The sequence below is a fragment of the Nocardia sp. NPDC005745 genome, from assembly GCF_040630775.1.
Lineage (GTDB): Bacteria > Actinomycetota > Actinomycetes > Mycobacteriales > Mycobacteriaceae > Nocardia.
Map to the genome: position 1 here is coordinate 204,861 of NZ_JBEXYF010000003.1, position 18,613 is coordinate 223,473.

The following is an 18,613-nucleotide window of genomic DNA, read 5'->3' on the forward strand; positions in this document are numbered from 1 at the left end:
ACCTTTTCGTCGATGATTGCGTCCGTGCGGTAAGGGGCTGCAACATCTTGCCCGGCAGTGCGCTACCGCGGGCACAGACCGTGCTGGGCGATGGTCGGAAGGTAGCGCTGCCATTCGGTGGCGGTGATCGGCCCGCTGCCGCTGTCGCAGAGTTCGGCGGCGACCTCGTCGACGTCCGTCGCCCAGACGCGCACGATCCGGTCGGGTCCCGCCGCGAGCAGCAGATCGCCGCCCAGCGCGTAGACGGCATCGTTGACCCGGCCCGTGTAGGCATTGAGCACCGCCAGCCGTCGCGGGTCGCGCGGGTCGGTGATGTCCCAGACCCAGATGCCGTTGTCACTGGCGCCGCCGACCAGTCGCGTGCCGTCGGGGCCGAAATTGACGGCGATGATCGCGTCGGCGGCGCCGATCAGCGTGGCGAGATGCCGGGGCGCCTCCGGGTCGGACAGGTCGAAGAGTTTGACGGTGTGGTCCATGCTGCCCGCGGCGAGGATCGGCGCGGTGGGGCTGAAGGCCACGGCGGCGAGATCGTTGGTGAATCCGGAGAGTTCGGGGAGTTCCCGCGGGCGGGCGCGATCGCGGATGTCCCAGCGGAACACCGACTCGTTGGACGTGGCGATGGCGAGTTGGGCGCCCGCGGCGTCGACGGCGGCGATGTCCGGCAGCCCGGGACCGGTGGAGAGCGAGCCGAGCGATCGCGGGGCGGCCAGGTCGCCGAGGTCCCACAGCGTCACAGTCGGATCGTCCTGGCCCGCGACGACCAAGGTCTTGGCGTCGGGGGTGAAGGTCATGGCGGAGACGATGCCGTTGACGGCGGCCACCTTCGATGTCAGCCGGGGGTGCGCCGGATCGCGCAGGTCCCACAGCAGCACGTGCCCGGAACGGGTGCCGACCGCGGCCGTCGAACCGTCCATCGCCAGCGCGACCGCCCCGCAACTCTTCTCATCCGCGCCGACGGGCAGCGCGGCGTACTCGACGGGTGCCGCGGGATCGCCGAGGTTCCACAGGTGGGCGCTGCCGTCGCTCGCGCCGGTGCCGACGAGCAAGAGCTTCCCGCTGCGATCGATCGGTGTCTGGAAGACCACGCTCTGGGCCCCGCGCAGGACCGGGCCGGGCAGCGGCCAGATCCGGACCGTGCCGTCGAGACTGCCCGTGATCAGTGCGTGCGCGTCGAGGGCGAAGCGCACCGACACCACGATGACCGGGTTGGGCAGTTCCATCTCCAGTTGGTCGGTGTCCAGGCGCCACACGCGCGTCTTGTTGTCCGAGCTGACCGCGGCCAGCCGTGTGCCGTCCGGGCTGAAGGCGACGTCGTTGACATAACTGGTGAATCCACGCAGCGCGGGCAGTGGCGCCGGGGCGGCCGGGTCGCGCACATCCCAGCGGCGTACCTCGTTGGCACGTCCGGGCACGGCGAGGACCGAGCTGTCCGGACTGAATCGCAGCGACAATGCCTGCGCCGTGGAACCGTCGGGCGGAATGTCCGTCAGCGGAACGTCCCGGTCGGTGGCCCAGATCCGCAGTGCGCCCGCGTTTCCCGCGGCGGCGAGAAGTTTCCCGTTCGGGGCGAACGCGATGACGGGAGCTCCCGCGGGAAGTTGCCAGGCCGGCAACGGAATCGGCTGCCTGGCGTCGGTGATGTCCCATCGGACGATCTCCGATGTGGTGGTCGTCGCGGCGAGGGAGCGCTTGTCGGGAGCGAGATCGAGGGTGCGGTACTGGACGCCGGTTCCGGCGAGGGTGGACAGCGGCCGGGGTGCGTCCTGGTTCGCGATGTCCCAGAGATCGATGTGGCCGCCGAATGCCGCGGCCAGCAGTGCGCCGTCGGAGGTCATCGTCACGGAGCCGAGAACCGCTTCCGGCCGGGGCGCGGGCGCGGGAATCCGGCTGCGGAAATCCGCCGACCCGGGCTGTCCGGAACGGGTGCTCCGGCGCAGGTGGTGCAGGTCGATCGTGGCGTCGCTGCGTCCGACGGCGAGCACGACTCCGGAGCGGTCGGTGGCCACCAGCGTGCCGCCGTCGGGTCCGAGCAGCCGGGTCGGCGTCTGCACCGCGGTGCTGTCCAAGAGCGCGGAGCGGGCTTCGAGGGTGGGTTGGATGCGGAAGGCCGCGAGCGCGAGCTGCGCCGACAGCGCGGGATCGGTGCCGCGCAGTCGCTCCGCTTGGAGCGCGATCTGGCGCGACAGCGCCTCGTCTCGCGCGTGCGCGGCGTTCGACCGGGCCACCAGTGCGACACCGGTCAAGACGATCGTCGCGATCAGCGCGGTCGCCAAGCCGGCGACCATCCGCTGCAAGATCCGGGTGCGGCGGCGTTCTCCGGCCCGGATCTCCGCCCGGTGGGCGATGCTGGCGGCGATGTAGTCGCGTTCATGCTGGTTGAGGTCTCGCCGATGTCCGTCGTCGCGCGTCCACTCCTGGACGAACTCCAGCCGCGCGGGTCCGAGCAGCGCGCTGGGGTCCTCGTTGTTGTCGAGCCAGACCTGGGTGGCCTGGGTCAGCCTGCGGTGTACGGCCAGGCTCTCACGATCCTCGTCGAGCCACCGGTGCATCCGGGACCAGGCGCCGATCAGCGCCTCGTGCGTGATCGCGACGGTCTCTTCCTCGACGGTGAGCAGGCGGTGCGTGGCGAACCGCTCGATCACGGTGTTCACGTTCGCGACGGAGTCGTGGTCGAAGAACAGCTCCTGGCGTTGTACCCGGCGACGGGTGGTGACATCGTCGTCGATGTTGAGCAGTCGCAGGAACGTGCGGCGGGTGATCTGCCGCTGTGGCTCGGTGAGACCGCGATACACGGTCTCCGCGGTCTGCTCGATGGCGCCCGCGATTCCGCCGACGGCGTTGTAGTCGGCGACGGTCATCTTCCGGCGGCTGGACCGCTGCCAGGTCTCCAGCAGAGCATGCGACAGCAAGGGGAGGGCGCCGGTGTCGTGAGCTTCGGCGGACCCGCGCGGCGCGAGTTCCACGATCAGCAGCTGCACGAGTTCGTCTTCCACGGTCCAGTTCGCTTTGCGGGCCGGCTCGATGATGACGTCGCACAGCGCCTGCTTGCTCAGGGGTCCGACCAGGACCGAATGATGCGCCAGCGCGTGGTGCAAGAACGGCTCTTCGGCGGCGTGGCGGTAGAAATCCGCGCGCAGTCCCAGCACGTAGGTCCGGCCGCTCGCGTCGCCCGCGAGCGCGGCCAGGAAGTCGGCTCGCTCGCCGTCGTCGAGGCACAGTGTCCAGGTCTCCTCGAACTGATCGATGACCAGGACGTCGGCGGGGTCCTGGAGTACCTGTGCCGGATGCGCGCCCGGCGTGACCACCGCGGCCGTGCGGCCTTCGCGCCGGAGCGCGGGTAGCAGTCCGGCGCGCAGCAGCGAGGACTTCCCCGAGCCGGAGGCGCCGGTGACGATGAGTATCCGCTGCTCGGATCCGGCGAGCGACGAAACGCGCTGTCGCAGATCCGCTGTGAGTTCGGCGCGGCCGAAGAGCCATTCGGCGTCATCGGGTCGAAAAGGTTCCAGGCCCCGGTAGGGCACAGGTCCCTGGCTACGCCTGCGTCCGCTCGTCGGACGCACCTGCCGGACCGCCGCGAGCCACCGCTCTTGCCCCTCCTGGTCACGAACCCCGCACGCCCTCAGAACATCCCGGAACATCCGCTCGTTCTGCTCGGTCGGCACATGGTGACCGGCGAACCATCCGCTAACCGTGCCGTGCAGGCCTCCCGAGTCATCGACGACCTGGCGGACGGTCAACCCGGCGGTCGTGCGCAGCCGTGTGAAGGCCGCCGCGAATTCCTCTCGGGTGGAGATGGATCGAGGATCCACCCGCCTCCCGCCCCCATCGGTCATGACCGGAGTCTAGCGAGATCCGGGCGGCGGCGCGGCGTGTCGTATGGACCTTGTATTGACTTCTTTCTGAACCGTACGCACTGCTCAGAGGCTGTTTTCTGAACCCACGCCGCGAACGTGCGCCGCGCATCGCCGCAGTGGGAGGAAAGGAACAGCCACCATGTCCGCACCATCACTGTCGTTGCCGACCCGGCCGAGGCCCGGATTCGGCCGCGCCCTCGATACCTTCCACCGGGCGGCGATCCATGTGCCGGCCTACGCCGACTTCCTCGCGCGCCGCGGAATCGAACCGGCAAACATCAGAACCGCCGATGACTTCGCCGCGCTGCCGCCGATGACCAAAGCGGAGTACCTGCGGCACTACCCGTTGCGCATGTTGCTCTGGCACGGCGACGTCGCTTCGGCCGGGACGTGGTCGTGCAGTTCCGGCTCCACCGGCCGGCCCAGCTATTGGCCGAGGGACCTCGTCGCCCAGGAAGAGGCGATCGAGCTCTACTCGCGGGTGTTCCGCGACAGCTTCCAGACGCGGCAGCGGTCCACGCTGCTGGTCGTCGGCTTCGCGATGGGCAATTGGATCGGAGGCACCTACACCTACGCGGCGGCCACCGCGATGCGTCAGCGCGGGCACCGCATCTCGACCATCGCACCCGGCATCGAACCGGAGACGATCCTGGCCGACATCGCCGAACTGGGCCCGCACTACGACCAGGTCGTCCTGGCCGGTTACCCCCCGTTCGTCAAGGATGTGCTGGATCGGGCGCCCGCCGAGGTACTGCGCCAGAACCTGCGCATTCTGCTGGCAGGCGAGGCCATCACCGAAGAATGGCGGGACTACGTGCTCGACCGGATCGGCAAGCCGGGGCAGCAGGGGGAGATCCGCGTCGTCTACGGCACCGCCGACGCGGGCATCATGGGTTGCGAGACGCGCACCAGTGTCGCCGTCCGCCGCGCGGCCGGCGCGGATCCCGCGCTGAGCGAGGCGTTGTTCGGCGAGGCGCACCTGCAGCCGACCTTCGTCGAGTACGACGCGGAATATCGGTATACCGAAGTCGACGCCGAAGGCCGATTCCTGTTCAGCGCCGATACCGCGATCCCGTTGCTGCGCTACCGGATCAACGATGTCGGCCGGATCTTCTCCGCCGCGGAGCTCGCCGCCGTCCTCGATGCGCACGGCCACCGTCTGCCGGTGCGCACCTCCACCGACTCCTGCGGATTCCTCGCCCTGCACCGGCGCACCGATGTCGCCGCGTCGTTCTACGCGCTGGAGATCTACCCGGAGAACATCCGCGCCGCGCTGGAGGACCCGGACGTCGGTCCGACGGTCACGGGAAAATTCGTGCTGGTGACCGACACCGACGCGCGATTCGAGCAGACCTTGCGGCTGCGCGTCGAGCTCCGCGACGGCGTCTGCCCCGCGGGCGGATTCACCGCGCTGCTGGAGCGGAAGGTGGTCGATGCGCTGCTGCGCACCAACAGCGAGTACCGCCGCCTGCACCGGGCGCTCGGCTCGGCCGCCGAGCCGCGGATCAGCTTGCACCGGCACGGCAGCGCGGGCTTCGAGACGGGCGTCAAGCACCAGTGGACGGGAGCGCGGTCATGATCGAGATCCTGCATCCGGCAGACGACGAGCGGCGCATCGCCGAACTTTGCGCACCCGGATCCGGGTACCGGCTGGTCGACGGCTGGGCGGGCGCGGCAAGGGAACTCGCGTTGATCGAGCGGCCCGAACTCGCCGCGGGGACCCCGGCCGCGGCGGCAGCGCTGGAGGACTACCTGACCTCGGTGCGGGATGGTGCGGCCGTAGACCGGATCAGCCGCTACGTCGTGTACCCGTGGCGCCGGACCATCGTCGAACTGCCCGACCGCGAGCAGTTCTGGCGGTTGCGCACGGCCAGGAACCGGCACCTGCTCACCGGTGACGAGCAACGGGCCTGGTCGGACGCCGTGGTGGGAGTGGCCGGGCTCAGCGTGGGCGCATCCGCGCTTGCGGTCTGCGCGTTGTCCGGCGCACGGCGGTTCCGGCTCGCCGAGCACGACACTCTCGGATGCACCAACCTCAACAGGCTCCAGGCCTCGGTGTGCGATCTCGGCGAACCCAAACTGACGCTGGCGCAACGCCGTACCTTGGAGCTGGACCCTTATAGCGAGATCGCCGCCTTCCCCCAGGGGTACCGGCCGGAGAACGCCTTGGACTACTTGGGCGGGCCGGGAGGCTCCGCGCCCCTGACGGTCCTCATCGAGGAGATGGACGACCTCGCGCTGAAAGTGGACATCCGCAAGCGCGCCCGCGCGCTCGGCATCCCCGTGGTGATGGCGACCGATCACGGCGACAGCTCCTTCGTCGACGTGGAGCGCTACGACCTGGAACCGGACTATCCGCTCCTGCACGGCCGGGCCGGCGGTCTGACCGACCTGACGGTGGCCGAGCTGCGCGATCCGGCGCGACGGATCGAGCTGGCCACCGCCATCGTCGGCAGCGACGTCACGCCGCGGACGCGCTACTCGCTGACCGAAGTCGGCCGCAGCCTGCCCTCGTGGCCGCAGTTGGCCACCGCGGTGACTCTCGCGGGGGCGCTGGCCGGCCTGGCCGCACGGTTGATCGCGTGCGGTAGCAGCTTGTCCTCCGGCAGGTATCGAGTGGATCTCGACACGCTGCTGCGGGGTACGCGGGAGCGGTGGAACGAGCTGGGAGAGGCGGAGTTCCGCGCGATGCTCGGCATTCCCTAGTGCTTGTGCAAGATCTTGCCGACAAGCATTCGAGTCGAGCCGAAACGAACCCGGGTACGGCGGTGTCCGGCCATACCTGGCACGGCTTCCGGGTTCCGCTCGGCTCGACCCGAGCCGGATGTTTGGCTGGCGAGGTGCGATGCGCCGAGTGTCAGCATTTCAACCGCGACGGCTACCCGTTCTGCGGGAACTGTGGTGTGCGTGCCCGCCGGAGGCGGATCGGCAGCGACGGTGCGGCCCCATCGAAGGCGGTGGAGGATCTGCGTTCTTCGCTGAGCGATCTGCTCGACCGGATCAGTGGGTGCGACATCGACCTGGAGGACCGGCAGCTGGTCGAGGAGACGACTCGGCGCGCGGCGGTCGAGGCGGCGAAGGACCGGCCGAATCGGATCGTTCTCACCGGTGTCCTGTACGCGGTCGGAGAGTCCGTCGCGGGCGTCGCCTCCTTGGCGACCGCGGTGATGGCCTCGAAGGACGCGGTCGAGGCTGTCTTCCGCTGATTTATCGAGCCGAATCTAGACATACATACGGTATGTATGTAACAGTGGACGGGAACCCGACCACTGGGAGGACCCATGGCAACCAGCACAGCTCTCGGCCGTACCCACGAGGTGGATCTGCCCGGCGGCCGCATTCGCTATCACGAGACGGGGGAGGGCGCTCCGGTGGTCTTCGTGCACGGACTGCTCGTCAACGCGGACGTCTGGCGAAAAGTCGTGCCCGTGGTCGCCGCGGCCGGATACCGCTGCCTGGCGCCGGACTGGCCGCTGGGCTCGCACGAGATCGCGGTCCCGGACGCGGAACTGACCCCCATCGGCATCGCCGATCTCATCGCCGCGTTCCTCGAACGCCTCGACCTCACCGACGTCACCCTGGTCGCCAACGACACCGGCGGAGCGATCACCCAGGTGCTGCTGACCCGCGACCGGTCCCGCGTCGGCCGCGTCGTGCTCGCCTCGGTGGACAGCTATGAGAGCTTCCTGCCGCAGCCGTTCACCTCGCTTCCGCTGCTGGCGAAGATCCCGGGATCGCTGCGCCCCCTCACCGAGGCGCTGCGGATCCGGGCGCTGCACCGCCTGCCGCTGGCCTTCGGATGGGTCACCAAGCGGCCCGTTCCGCCCGAGATCGTGGACTCCTATCTGCTGCCGAGCCGCAATTCCGCCGCGATCCGCAAAGACCTGCGCCGCTTCCTGAAATCGGCGCATCGCCGCTACACACTGGAAGCCGCGCGTCACTTCGCCGACGTCGACATCCCGGTGCTGTTGGCCTGGGCGCGCGAGGACCGGCTGTTCCCGGTGTCATTCGCCGAACGCCTGGCCCGCGACCTGCCGGACGCGCAACTGAAGCTCATCGACGACTCCTACACCTTCGTGTCGGAGGACCAGCCCGAGTTGCTCGCCGAATCGATTCTGGAGTTCACTCGGCTGCATGCCACGCCGTAGCCAGGAAGACCGGTCTCGCGCAACCAGGGCCGCGCTCGAACAGGCGGGACGCCGCCTGTTCACCGAGCGCGGCTTCGCCGGAACGTCGGCCGAAGAGCTGGTCACCGAGGCAGGCGTCACCCGGGGCGCGCTGCACCACCACTACGGGGACAAACGGGGACTGTTCCTCGCGGTGCTGGAGCAGATCGAGGTCGAGATCACCGAGGAGATCGAGAACGCCATCGCGGCGGTCGATTCCGAGGACGTGATGGCCGGAATGGCGGTGGGGCTCGCGCTTTTCCTGGAGATCTGCCAGCGCCCGGCGATGCTGCGGATCGCCCTCACCGACGCCCCCGCCGTGCTCGGCTGGCAGGCCTGGCGTGAATTCGAATCCGCGCACGGCCTCGGCCTGATCACCCGGCAACTCGAGCGCGCCCGCGCCGCCGGGTTGATCGCCGACGCCCCCATCCCCGTACTGGCCCAGCTCGTCGTCAGCGTGATCAGCGAGGCCTCTTTGATCGTCGCGCACGCCGAAGACCCCGATCGCGCCCGTGCCGAGGCACAGGAGTCGGTGCTGTTGCTGATCTCCGGACTCATGCGCACCAGCGGCTGAATTGCTCCAGCCTCCCCGAATCCGGCCACGCACGGCCTTATCCTGCGCAGGTGACTGAGCAACCGGCGCGCTCGGCATATCGACTCCCGTGGCGTGCGACGGCGCTGACCGTGGGCATCGTGCTGGCGGCAGTCGGTGCCGCGACCCGGCCGTTCAGCTGGCCTGCGACCGCGATCGTGGCGGTGGCGGCGCTGGGCGCGCTGGTGCTGGCGTTCCGCGGGCGAAGCGAGCGGCCTCCGCGCACCGCCCGACTCGGACGTGGCGTGGCCGTGTGGTCGACGCTGCTGGTCGCGGTGTTGGCGTGGGAGGTCTACGCATTGTCGCGGCAGCCCTCCCTGAATCAACCGAGCGATGACCACCCGACCTTGTCCACGCTGCTGGATCCAGCGCTCGAACAGTGGCCGCTGCGGCTCGCCGGCTGGCTGGTGTGGCTGGGCGCCGGGTGGTGGCTGGTGTCGAGATGAGCGACCGAGCCGTCATCCTCCTCGGATTCGGCCTGATCGCGGCGGCCGTACTCGTCGCGATCCTGCTCACGCGGCTGCGCCGGGATCCGGTCGCGTCCCTCGGCGAAACGATCACGTACCTGACCGGCACGCGAACAACGAGAATCACCGCCGTGCTCATCTGGGCATGGCTCGGCTGGCACTTCTTGGCCAGGTGAGGACCACGCACGGAACTGCCTGAGCGCGTGCGTCAAAGCGGCCGGACTTGCACGACGAACCGTCCTCAGGATTGTCGGTTGTCCGGCTGGGGCCGCGCGCCCGATGTCCGGAGGTGGCATGTCGATGCCCCCGGCTGACCGTAACTCCCGGTTTCGAGCGAAGCGAGACCGAGCATGTTCCGTTCGCGGCCCGAGCCATAAAGGGGCCGCGAACACGCAGCGCCGCAGGCGCTGCAATTAAGCTGAGCACGTGCGTTTGTATCGGGACGAGGCGGTTGTGGTGCGCCAGCACAAGCTGGGTGAGGCGGACCGCATCGTCACGCTGCTCACGCGGCAGCACGGCCTGGTTCGCGCCGTCGCCAAGGGGGTGCGGCGCACCAAGTCGAGGTTCGGGGCCCGGTTGGAGCCGTTCTCCTACATCGACGTGCAGCTGCATCCCGGGCGCACGTTGGACACCGTCACCCAGGTGCACACGATGGAGGCGTTCGCCGCCGACATCATCGACGACTACGGGCGCTACACCACCGCGTGCGCGGTACTGGAGACCGCCGAGCGTCTGGCGGGGGAGGAGCGCGCGCCCGCGCCCCGGCTGCACGCGCTCACCGCGAGCGCCCTGCGCGCCATCGCGGCCAAACAGCGCCCGCACGAACTGATCCTGGACGCGTTCCTGTTGCGCGCCATGGGTTTCGCGGGCTGGGCGCCCGCACTGGACGAGTGCGCCAAGTGCGCGACACCGGGTCCGCATCGCGCTTTCCACGTCGCGGCCGGAGGCGCCGTGTGTGTGCATTGCCGTCCCCCGGGTGCGGCGACGCCCGCGCCGGGGGTGCTCGACCTGCTGGTCGCGTTGTTGCGCGGGGAGTGGGAGCAGGTCGAGGCGACGCCCGAGGCGGTGCGGCGACAGGCCAGCGGCCTGGTCGCGGCGCATTTGCAGTGGCATCTGGAACGTCAGTTGCGCACGCTGCCGTTGATCGAGCGGTCTACTCCACGAATTGAAGCTCTACCTGGGGCAGCTCGATCATGACGCGGGCGCACACGGCGCGATGCCAGGTGGCCGGGTAACGGGTGTCCGGCTCGTGCTTGCAGTAGTCGTCGTTGGTTCGGTAGGTGTGCAGGCGGGGCGAGATCTCCCCGGCGTCGATGGCGTCGACCATGGCCTCGACCACCTGGTCGGTCTCGTCCGCGATGGAGGCGAGTTCCCGGGCCACTATGTCGGGAATCTGGAAGGCCCCCTTCTCCCACCGCTCGACGGTGCGTTCCGCGACCGCGAAGAACCGTGCACACCATGGAACCGGAAGGCCGAGCAGTTCACGAGTGGCCCGGAAACCCGCCGCGGTCGCGGTGCCTGGTAAATCGGTCACGTTCGAGAAACCCCTCCCCAGTATCACGATAGGGAAAAGAATAAGTCACCGGCGCCGGTGGAACCGCGGAATTCGGCAGGAAGCAACGCGGCGGTAGGGACGGCGGAAGCGATCAGGCAGGATGGAGGCCGTGATCCGCCGCCGAGATTCCGCCACCGCGACCGCGCCCGAGCACGCGGGCGCCGTCCGCCCGCCCGCGCCGCACCCGTCGGGAGCTCGGCCGCCGCAACTGCCGCCGGAACTGGTGCCCAACCACGTCGCGCTCGTCATGGACGGCAACGGGCGCTGGGCCCAGGAGCGCGGGCTGCCGCGCACCGCCGGGCACGAGCGCGGCGAGGCGGTGCTGATGGACACCGTCGAGGGCTGTATCGAGATCGGCGTCAAGTGGCTGTCGGCCTACGCGTTCTCCACCGAGAACTGGCGGCGGAGCCCCGAGGAGGTGCGCTTCCTCATGGGCTTCAACCGCGACGTGATCCGCAGGCGCCGGGACGAAATGCACGAGATGGGTGTGCGGGTGCGCTGGGCCGGTCGGCGACCGCGCCTGTGGCGCAGCGTGATCAAGGAACTGGAGATCGCCGAGGAACTCACGAAGCACAACACGGTGATGACGCTGACCATGTGCGTCAACTACGGCGGCCGTGCCGAAATCGCCGATGCGGCAAGGGAGATCGCGCGCCGGGTGGCGGCGGGCGAGATCGATCCGGAGAAGGTCACCGAGGCGACGGTGGCGAAATACCTCGACGAGCCCGACATGCCGGACGTGGACTTGTTCCTGCGCCCGTCGGGCGAGTTCCGCAGCTCGAACTTCCTCCTCTGGCAGTCGGCCTACGCCGAATTCGTCTACCAGGACACGTTGTTCCCCGACTTCGATCGGCGCAACCTGTGGGAGGCATGCCTCCAGTACGCTTCCCGGGACCGCCGTTTCGGCGGCACCAAGTGAACGGCGGGTCGGACATGGACGCAGCGGTGACGCCGGATCGGGAACTCCAGGCGCGGGCCGGGGCCTGCCTGTCGAGTTACGGCATCGACGTGCGGGTCGACCCCGAAGGGTCGCTGGGATTCGAGTACGAGGGCGCGCTGTGCTCGCTGCGCGCGGTGACCCTCGCGCCCGGCTTGGACGTGCTGAGTCTCACCTGCGTGCTGGCCTGGGACCGCCCGCTGAAGGCGCAGCTGCACAAGCGCGTCGCCGAGCGCAACAACGCGCTGCAATTCGGTTCGCTCACCGTGATCGCCCGCGGCGGGCTCGCCGATGTCATCCTGCGTTACACCTTCCCCGCCGCGGGCTTGGACGACCAGGCCCTCACCACCATGCTGCTGCTCGTGCTGTCCAACGCGAGCCGGGCCAGGCAGGGTCTGCTGCCCTGAGGAGGGCACGACGGCCGTCAGCCGGCGTTCGTGCCGGTGGTTTCGCCGTAGGGCAGCAGGGTGCGCACGCCGCGCGCAAGCGTCTGCGGGTCGAGGTCCTCGAGGATGAGGTGCTGGAGGATGAATCCCGGCAGCAGTCCGATGATCGCTTTGGCCACGGCGTCGAGGTCGGCGTCCGCGGGTAGCCAGCCCTTGTCGCGCATGCGCTCGGCGTAGGTCACCCAGAGGGCGCGCATCGACATCATCGTCTCGCGCACCATCACCGCCGCCCCCGGATGCACCAGGGCCAGCGCCCAGGCTTGCGGCGCCAGTCGCACCGGCCCGTCGGGTCCGCTGCGCCGCACGACCTCCTCGGCGATCACGGTGATCAGCTCGGCGGGCGTGGGCAGCGGGTCACGGCCGATCGCGTCGGCCATCGCCACGCGTAGGGACACCGTCGTCTCCGTGGCGAGCGCCGTGATCAGCTCGTCCTTGCTTTTGAAGTACCGGTAGACCGCACCGGCCGAGAGCCCCGACTGCGCGAACACGTCCTGCATGGACGTCTCGTAGAACCCCTTGCGGGCGAAGCAGAGCCGCGCGGCGTCCAGAATCTGCTGCCTGCGGCGTTCCATGTGCTCTTCGCTGACTCGGGGCATACGCCAAAAATAAAACGAATATCCGTTCTTGACAACTTTCCGGTCCCGTGCGAACGTAAGCCCAACTAAAAAGAACGAGCATTCGATTTTTAGGGAGAAGGTCATGAACACCACGCAGCGGGCGTTCGCGCTGGGCATCGGCGCCGCTCTGCTCCAAGCGCTGATGCTGATCGCTTTCGCCTGGCCGGCCGCGAACATCGCGCCTCGTGACCTGCCGCTGGCCGTCACCGGTCCGCAGGCCGCGATGGTCACCGGGAAGCTCGCCGAGCACAGCCCGGGCGCCTTCGAGATCACCACCCCCGCGGACGAGGCCGCCGCCCGCGCCGCGATCGAGGACCGGGAGGTCTACGGGGCGATCGTCACCGGCGACGGACCGCCGCGCGTGCTGGTCGCCTCCGGCGCCAGTCCCGCTGTCGCACAGCAACTCACCCAGATCGGGCAGCAGCTCTCCGGCGCACCCGCCGCCCGGGTCGAGGACGTGGTGGCCGCCGATTCGGACGATCCGCGTGGCACCGCGTTCGGTGCGATGGTGCTGCCGCTGGTGATGTCCGGCATCGCGGCGGGCGTGCTCCTGTCACTGCTGATCCCGGGAATCGGAGGCAAGGTGATCGGGCTGGCCACCTTCGGTGTCGCGGGTGGACTGCTCGGGATGGCGATCATCCAGGGCTGGATGTCGGTGGTGCCCGGGTCGTACCCGGTGCTCGCGGCGGTCGCAGGGCTGGTGTCGTTCGCGGTCGCCGGTGCGGTCGTCGGCCTCGCCGCGGTGCTCGGACGTGCCGGAATCGGTATCGCCGCGCTCACCATGCTGCTGATCGGCAATCCGTTCTCGGCGGCCACGTCGGCGCCGGAACTGTTGCCGCAGCCGTGGGGCGCCGTCGGGCAGTTGCTGCCGCCGGGCGCCGCCGCGTCGTTGCTGCGTTCGGTCGCGTTCTTCGACGGCGCGGCCGCGACCGGACCGCTGGTGGTGCTGCTGGTCTGGAGCGCGCTGGCGCTCGCACTGCTCGGAGTGGCCGCGCTGCGCGGTCGCCCGGCCCGGACGTCTGCGTCGGCTCGGGCCGCGGTCCCGGTCGGCTGAACCGAGCACAGGCGCGGAGGCGCACGCGCCTGGGGCCCCGGGGGGTGGAGAGTATCCACCCCCCGGGTGGGTGGGCACCCGCAGGGGGTGGGCGCCTTGACCCAACTCGGACCGTAGCGGCTGGCCGGGCGGTCCCGAGGTATTTTCACTGCGGCGTTGCCCGTGACACGTCGTTGTCCCCATCGCCTCTCTCGCGCTGCGGCAATCCTTCGGCAAGTGAATGCGCTCGGCTCGGACGCTTGGTCTCGGCGCAGCTGCCCCACTGCACCTCGGGATTCTCGAGGGGCGCGGGAACGGTCCGCCGAAAAGGCGGCGGGCGACCGGATCAGCCCACCGTGAACGACAGTGTGGGCGCGCCGGCCGCGCCCTCTTCCTTCTGAGCGTTGTACGTCAGCGTGTAGGGGCCGGTGCCGGGGGAGGGCACCACGAAGACGACGTAGTTCTTCGGGTTGTCGATGGTCTCGTCGGCGTTGAGCAACTCGTTGATCGGGCCGCGGATGTCGGCGGCCACCGTCCGGCCGTCGGGGGTCCGGACGGTGAAGTAGTCGTAGTAGATGTTCGTCCCGCCCGCGGGGATGCCCGCTCCGCCGACGAGCGTGATGCGCAGCGCCAGATCGGATTTGCCGTTCTCGTTCTCGGTGTAGCTGGGGCTGATTCTGCCGCCGGTGATCCGGATGGTCGTCTGGTCCTGCACCAGCGTGCCGCTGATCGGCAATGTCCTCGGCTGGACGCTGTCCACCTTGCCCGCCGCGGCGAGCGGGATCTTGGTCTGGTTGTCCGCGGCCTTGCCGTACACGATGGTCATCGTGTCGATGAGGTGCTCGGCGTCCTTGGCCGACGCGACGGACGTCGTCGCGGTGCCCGTTGCCGAGCCGTTGCCGGGCACCGCCGGGCTGTCGAAGATCGCCCCGCCGTCCACTTCCCTGCCGACCAGCAGCGACGGCGTGATGCTCAGGGTGTGGTCGTCGAGGGTGGTGTTCTTGTAGGTGATGTCGATGCGCACCTTCGCACCGCCGTATTCGTCGGGCACGACGGTCGCCTTGTCCACGGTGATTGCGAAGCCGTCGTACCAGCCGGTCTTGCCGACGGTGCGGACGGTCGACTGCCCGCTGTCGGAGCCCGGCCGGCCCGCGACCACGGACGTGGGCGTCGGGGAGGCGGCCACCGGCGTGCCGTCCTTGTCCTCGCACGCCGAGAGGAGCATCGCCGAGACCACGACGAGCGCGGCCCCGGCGACGGTCACGGCCCGGCGGCGCACCGGGCGGATGGATGAGTCGATGGTCGTTGACACGCTGCCTCCCCAGCAGATGGCGGATCCTCCGTTTCGGGCACGGCTCGGCCCGGGCGTTCGAGGAACTCGCCGGTGAATCTCCGCTGGTGGAAGCCGCGTTAACCGGACACGCCGGGAATCGGGTGGATCAGCCGTCGCGTCGGCGCGCCGTCCCGCATGTCGTGCAGGTGCCGAACACCTCGAGAGTGTGGCTGATCTCGCTGAAGCCGTGCTGACTCGCGATGGCCTCGGCCCATGCCTCCACCGTCGGGCCCTCCACCTCCACGGTGTGGCCGCAATGCCGGCACACCAGGTGGTGATGATGGCCGGTGGAGCACTGGCGGTAGACCGACTCGCCGGAGTCGGTGCGCAGCACGTCGACCATGCCCGCGTCGGCCAGCGACTGCAACGTCCGGTAGACCGTGGTCAGCCCGATGCCCTCGCCGCGCTTGCGCAACTCGTCGTGCAGGTCCTGGGCGGAGCGGAACTCATCGATGTCACCGAGCAGCGCGGCGATGGCGCTGCGCTGCCTGGTGCTGCGGATACCGACCGGCTTCTGTGGAACGGTCGTGTTGTCTGGCACGAATCACCCTTCCTCGGCGTGCGCGACGGCGTCGACGACGATGTGCGCCAGATGGTCGTCGACGAGTTCGTAGAGCACCTCGCGACCCGAACGCTCACCGTGCACGACACCGGCGGCCTTGAGGATACGCAGATGCTGACTGACCAGTGGTTGCGTGACACCGAGCGCGTCGACCAATTCGTGCACACATCGCGGTGACTCGCGCAACTGGAGCACGATAGCAATCCGAACCGGCGCTGCCAGCGCCCGCAACAACTCACCCGCGTCCTCCAGCACGGATCGTGCGGGTACCGGTGCCGGGCCGGGCGACCGATACGGGTTGTGCGGCGGTGCCGGGGCGGTCTCGGCGGTCATGTCACCAACTCCTTAATGGAAAGCATTACCAGTTTGCGTATGCACAGGTGCGCATGTCAAACGGGCGCGCCGAACCGTGCGGTTGAAACCGGCACCGGGCCTGCCGATAGGCTGGGCACAATCGCAGCATCGACACAAAACTATCGTGTTCATGCAATGCAAAATTCCGACTCGCAGTGGATGGAGAATTCTCGCGTGGCACCCAAGTCGAAGGTGGACACCGTTGCCAACCTCGCCAAGCGCCGGGGTCTGGTGTACCCGTGCGGTGAGATCTACGGAGGCACCAAGTCGGCATGGGATTACGGGCCGCTGGGCGTCGAACTCAAGGAGAACATCAAGAAGCAGTGGTGGCGCGCCATGGTCACCGGCCGCGAGGACGTCGTCGGTCTCGACTCCTCGGTGATCCTGCCCCGCCAGGTGTGGGTCGCCTCCGGTCACGTGGGCGTGTTCAACGACCCGCTGGTCGAGTGCCTGAACTGCCATCACCGCTTCCGGCAGGACCACCTGCAGGAGGCGTACGCGCTCAAGAACAAGATCGATGATCCGGACACGGTCTCGATGGAACTCATCGCGTGCCCGAACTGCGGCACCGTCGGCCGCTGGACCGAGCCGCGCGACTTCAACATGATGCTCAAGACCTACCTCGGCCCGATCGAGTCCGAGGAGGGCCTGCACTACCTGCGCCCGGAAACCGCCCAGGGCATCTTCGTGAACTTCGCCAACGTGATGACGACCGCGCGCAAGAAGCCGCCGTTCGGCATCGCGCAGATCGGCAAGAGCTTCCGCAACGAGATCACGCCGGGCAACTTCATCTTCCGCACCCGCGAGTTCGAGCAGATGGAGATGGAGTACTTCGTCAAGCCGGGCGAGGACGTGGAGTGGCACAAGTACTGGATCGAGACGCGGTTCTCCTGGTACACCGGCCTCGGCATCGCCGCGGAGAACCTGCGGCTGTTCGAGCACCCGAAGGACAAGCTCTCGCACTACTCGGCGGGCACCACCGACATCGAGTACCGCTTCGGCTTCCAGGGCAACGAGTGGGGTGAACTGGAGGGCATCGCCAACCGCACCGACTTCGACCTCAAGACGCACTCGGAGCACTCCGGAACCGAGCTGAGCTTCTTCGACCAGACCACCAACGAGCGCTACGTCCCGTACGTCATCGAGCCCGCGGCGGGCCTCACCCGCTCGCTGATGGCGTTCCTGGTCGACGCCTACGCCGAGGACGAGGCGCCCAACGCCAAGGGCGGCGTGGACACCCGCACGGTGCTGCGCCTGGATCGCCGCCTCGCGCCGGTGAAGGCGGCGGTGCTGCCGCTCTCGCGCAACGCCGACCTCACGCCGAAGGCGAAAGACCTGGCCGCGCAACTGCGCAAGAACTGGAACGTCGAGTTCGACGACGCGGGCGCGATCGGCCGCCGCTACCGCCGCCAGGACGAGATCGGCACGCCGTTCTGCATCACCGTCGACTTCGAGACGCTCGAGGACCAAGCGGTGACCATCCGTGAGCGCGACACGATGACCCAGGAGCGCATCGCGCTGGACAAGGTGGAGGGCTACCTGGCCCAGCACCTGATCGGAGCCTGAGTCCGCCGTGGCGCCCCGTGGTCGTGACGGGCCACGGGGCGCCGGCGTTCAGCGGCTCTTCTTGCGGGTGACCATGCCGATCGTGGTGGGTATCAGCAGCGCGAGCCCCCACGGCACCGCTACCCAGAACGGCCAGAGGTAGCCCGCGCCGGTGGCCAGATAGATCACCACGCACAGCACGTTGACGAACACCCACGGCGTCCACATGATCGTGATCCACTGCGGGATGCCGGTCGCCCGCGCAGGCCGCGATTCCCGTTGCGCGGGAAGGTCGGACAGCAACGGCGTCAGTTCGCCATAGGTCTTGGCGGCATACACCTGTTGCAACCGTTCGTCGAATTCGGGCAGCGACAGCCTGCCCTCGTTCATCGCCTGACGCAATCGGTCGACGATCTTCTCGCGATCGGCGTCGGATGCCCGCACGTGGTCCTGACTCACGTTGCCAGCGTAGGTCACTCATCCGTGCCCGGATGGATTCAGCGGAACGTCCCAGAACGCCAGTTCGTGCCGCAATCCTTCGCGGAACAGCTCCTCCGCGCGGGCCGGGTCGACTCCGGATTCATCGATCATCTGCGCGCAGCGGCGGGTCAGCGCGGCGAAGCCCGGATCGGCGTAGGTGTCGACCCAGCGGCGGTAGCGCGGTTCGGCGGGCGGGTGCTGTGCCAGCCGCCCGCCCAGCGTGGAGTACCCCCACATGCACGGGTAGAGGGCGGCGAGGCCCGCACCGTAGGACGCGGCGGAGTCCAGGAGGAACGCGGTGTACGCCGCGCACGGCGCGCCTTTGGTGGCGCCGTCGAGATCCGCGCCGAACTCGGCGGCCAGCGAGCGGTGCAGCGACAGCTCCTCGTGGTAGGTGGCGTGCGCCAAGTCGACCAGGTCGCCCAGATGAGCCTGCGGAGCTTGCCACGCCAGGCGGGCGAACACCCGCACGTAGTCGAGCAGGAAGAGGAAATCCTGCTCCAGCCAGGACCGGAAGACCGGTTCGGGCAGGGTGCCCTCGGCGATACCCACCACGGTGGGATGGTTGAGCTGTTCCTCCACCGAGGACAGGCCGAGGATCTCCAAACGCGCCGCGAGACTCATACCGGTAGTCTTCCGCATCCGTCCGCCCGGTCGGTTTGCACCCGTGGC

At 68.9% G+C, this 18,613-nt stretch carries 20 protein-coding genes; 12 read left to right on the top strand and 8 right to left on the bottom strand.

Annotated elements, in window-relative coordinates; translation table 11 throughout:
• Positions 1 to 62 precede the first annotated feature (62 nt).
• Positions 63 to 3,833 (bottom strand): hypothetical protein, encoded by a 3,771-nt coding sequence (locus tag ABZ420_RS05285; protein WP_357117268.1) that lies wholly within the window; start codon positions 3,831 to 3,833, stop codon positions 63 to 65.
• 160 nt (positions 3,834 to 3,993) lie between these two features.
• Between ABZ420_RS05285 and ABZ420_RS05290 the strand changes: the two genes are divergently transcribed.
• The 8 genes from ABZ420_RS05290 (at position 3,994) to recO (ending at position 10,276) form a co-directional block, all read left to right on the top strand.
• A complete protein-coding gene (locus ABZ420_RS05290; protein ID WP_357117270.1) occupies positions 3,994 to 5,433 on the top strand; it encodes a phenylacetate--CoA ligase family protein in 1,440 nt (479 codons plus the stop codon).
• A complete protein-coding gene (locus ABZ420_RS05295; RefSeq protein WP_357117272.1) occupies positions 5,430 to 6,560 on the top strand; it encodes a ThiF family adenylyltransferase in 1,131 nt (376 codons plus the stop codon). The genes ABZ420_RS05290 and ABZ420_RS05295 overlap by 4 nt, the downstream gene beginning before the upstream one ends.
• A gap of 197 nt (positions 6,561 to 6,757) precedes the next feature.
• Positions 6,758 to 7,060, top strand: coding sequence for a hypothetical protein (locus tag ABZ420_RS05300; protein ID WP_357117274.1), 303 nt, complete (start codon positions 6,758 to 6,760; stop codon positions 7,058 to 7,060).
• Positions 7,061 to 7,135: 75 nt separating this feature from the next.
• Positions 7,136 to 8,002: an alpha/beta hydrolase gene (locus ABZ420_RS05305; RefSeq protein WP_357117275.1), complete on the top strand. Its 867-nt coding sequence runs from the start codon at positions 7,136 to 7,138 to the stop codon at positions 8,000 to 8,002.
• The gene (locus tag ABZ420_RS05310) at positions 7,989 to 8,594 is read left to right on the top strand and encodes a TetR/AcrR family transcriptional regulator (RefSeq protein ID WP_357117277.1); all 606 of its coding nucleotides are present in this window, start codon (positions 7,989 to 7,991) and stop codon (positions 8,592 to 8,594) included. The genes ABZ420_RS05305 and ABZ420_RS05310 overlap by 14 nt, the downstream gene beginning before the upstream one ends.
• Before the next feature lie 50 nt (positions 8,595 to 8,644).
• A complete protein-coding gene (locus ABZ420_RS05315; RefSeq protein ID WP_357117279.1) occupies positions 8,645 to 9,058 on the top strand; it encodes a hypothetical protein in 414 nt (137 codons plus the stop codon).
• Positions 9,055 to 9,255 (top strand): DUF6186 family protein, encoded by a 201-nt coding sequence (locus ABZ420_RS05320; RefSeq protein ID WP_357117281.1) that lies wholly within the window; start codon positions 9,055 to 9,057, stop codon positions 9,253 to 9,255. The genes ABZ420_RS05315 and ABZ420_RS05320 overlap by 4 nt, the downstream gene beginning before the upstream one ends.
• 250 nt (positions 9,256 to 9,505) lie before the next feature.
• On the top strand, positions 9,506 to 10,276 hold the full coding sequence (recO, locus tag ABZ420_RS05325) for a DNA repair protein RecO (protein WP_040865627.1): 771 nt from the start codon (positions 9,506 to 9,508) through the stop codon (positions 10,274 to 10,276).
• Here the strand turns inward: recO and ABZ420_RS05330 are convergent.
• On the bottom strand, positions 10,233 to 10,613 hold the full coding sequence (locus ABZ420_RS05330) for a DUF1870 family protein (protein ID WP_051174996.1): 381 nt from the start codon (positions 10,611 to 10,613) through the stop codon (positions 10,233 to 10,235). The genes recO and ABZ420_RS05330 overlap by 44 nt on opposite strands.
• A 121-nt stretch (positions 10,614 to 10,734) precedes the next feature.
• Here ABZ420_RS05330 and ABZ420_RS05335 point away from each other — a divergent pair, with 121 nt between their 5' ends.
• Positions 10,735 to 11,553, top strand: a complete 819-nt coding sequence (locus ABZ420_RS05335; protein ID WP_357117283.1) for an isoprenyl transferase — start codon at positions 10,735 to 10,737, stop codon at positions 11,551 to 11,553.
• Positions 11,554 to 11,567: 14 nt separating this feature from the next.
• A complete protein-coding gene (locus ABZ420_RS05340) occupies positions 11,568 to 11,978 on the top strand; it encodes a hypothetical protein (protein WP_062969797.1) in 411 nt (136 codons plus the stop codon).
• A gap of 17 nt (positions 11,979 to 11,995) precedes the next feature.
• Here ABZ420_RS05340 and ABZ420_RS05345 read toward each other — a convergent pair whose 3' ends face one another.
• The gene (locus ABZ420_RS05345) at positions 11,996 to 12,613 is read right to left on the bottom strand and encodes a TetR/AcrR family transcriptional regulator (protein ID WP_357117285.1); all 618 of its coding nucleotides are present in this window, start codon (positions 12,611 to 12,613) and stop codon (positions 11,996 to 11,998) included.
• Between the two features lie 103 nt (positions 12,614 to 12,716).
• On the opposite strand from ABZ420_RS05345, the gene ABZ420_RS05350 reads away from it, so the two are divergent.
• A complete protein-coding gene (locus ABZ420_RS05350) occupies positions 12,717 to 13,688 on the top strand; it encodes a hypothetical protein (RefSeq protein WP_357117287.1) in 972 nt (323 codons plus the stop codon).
• A 325-nt stretch (positions 13,689 to 14,013) separates the two neighbouring features.
• Here ABZ420_RS05350 and ABZ420_RS05355 read toward each other — a convergent pair whose 3' ends face one another.
• From ABZ420_RS05355 to ABZ420_RS05365, 3 genes are all read right to left on the bottom strand, one after another.
• Positions 14,014 to 14,979: a hypothetical protein gene (locus tag ABZ420_RS05355; RefSeq protein WP_357117289.1), complete on the bottom strand. Its 966-nt coding sequence runs from the start codon at positions 14,977 to 14,979 to the stop codon at positions 14,014 to 14,016.
• 127 nt (positions 14,980 to 15,106) lie between these two features.
• Positions 15,107 to 15,541, bottom strand: coding sequence for a Fur family transcriptional regulator (locus ABZ420_RS05360; protein ID WP_357117291.1), 435 nt, complete (start codon positions 15,539 to 15,541; stop codon positions 15,107 to 15,109).
• Between the two features lie 3 nt (positions 15,542 to 15,544).
• The gene (locus tag ABZ420_RS05365) at positions 15,545 to 15,895 is read right to left on the bottom strand and encodes a metalloregulator ArsR/SmtB family transcription factor (protein ID WP_040865632.1); all 351 of its coding nucleotides are present in this window, start codon (positions 15,893 to 15,895) and stop codon (positions 15,545 to 15,547) included.
• A gap of 195 nt (positions 15,896 to 16,090) precedes the next feature.
• Here ABZ420_RS05365 and ABZ420_RS05370 point away from each other — a divergent pair, with 195 nt between their 5' ends.
• Entirely contained in the window at positions 16,091 to 17,482 is a 1,392-nt protein-coding gene (locus ABZ420_RS05370) for a glycine--tRNA ligase (RefSeq protein WP_357117293.1), read from the top strand.
• Positions 17,483 to 17,530: 48 nt separating this feature from the next.
• Here ABZ420_RS05370 and ABZ420_RS05375 read toward each other — a convergent pair whose 3' ends face one another.
• Entirely contained in the window at positions 17,531 to 17,920 is a 390-nt protein-coding gene (locus ABZ420_RS05375; protein WP_357117295.1) for a DUF1707 domain-containing protein, read from the bottom strand.
• An 18-nt stretch (positions 17,921 to 17,938) separates the two neighbouring features.
• The gene (locus tag ABZ420_RS05380) at positions 17,939 to 18,565 is read right to left on the bottom strand and encodes a transcriptional regulator (protein ID WP_357117297.1); all 627 of its coding nucleotides are present in this window, start codon (positions 18,563 to 18,565) and stop codon (positions 17,939 to 17,941) included.
• Between the last annotated feature and the right edge of the window lie 48 nt (positions 18,566 to 18,613).

Coding starts and splice junctions, on each gene's coding strand:
- ABZ420_RS05320 (WP_357117281.1), top strand. CDS start 9,055: ATGAGCGACCGAGCCGTCATCCTCCTCGGATTCGGCCTGATCGCGGCG.
- ABZ420_RS05285 (WP_357117268.1), bottom strand. CDS start 3,833: ATGACCGATGGGGGCGGGAGGCGGGTGGATCCTCGATCCATCTCCACC.
- ABZ420_RS05380 (WP_357117297.1), bottom strand. CDS start 18,565: ATGAGTCTCGCGGCGCGTTTGGAGATCCTCGGCCTGTCCTCGGTGGAG.
- ABZ420_RS05290 (WP_357117270.1), top strand. CDS start 3,994: ATGTCCGCACCATCACTGTCGTTGCCGACCCGGCCGAGGCCCGGATTC.
- ABZ420_RS05335 (WP_357117283.1), top strand. CDS start 10,735: ATGGAGGCCGTGATCCGCCGCCGAGATTCCGCCACCGCGACCGCGCCC.
- ABZ420_RS05350 (WP_357117287.1), top strand. CDS start 12,717: ATGAACACCACGCAGCGGGCGTTCGCGCTGGGCATCGGCGCCGCTCTG.
- ABZ420_RS05365 (WP_040865632.1), bottom strand. CDS start 15,895: ATGACCGCCGAGACCGCCCCGGCACCGCCGCACAACCCGTATCGGTCG.
- ABZ420_RS05340 (WP_062969797.1), top strand. CDS start 11,568: ATGGACGCAGCGGTGACGCCGGATCGGGAACTCCAGGCGCGGGCCGGG.
- ABZ420_RS05295 (WP_357117272.1), top strand. CDS start 5,430: ATGATCGAGATCCTGCATCCGGCAGACGACGAGCGGCGCATCGCCGAA.
- ABZ420_RS05305 (WP_357117275.1), top strand. CDS start 7,136: ATGGCAACCAGCACAGCTCTCGGCCGTACCCACGAGGTGGATCTGCCC.
- ABZ420_RS05345 (WP_357117285.1), bottom strand. CDS start 12,613: ATGCCCCGAGTCAGCGAAGAGCACATGGAACGCCGCAGGCAGCAGATT.
- ABZ420_RS05310 (WP_357117277.1), top strand. CDS start 7,989: ATGCCACGCCGTAGCCAGGAAGACCGGTCTCGCGCAACCAGGGCCGCG.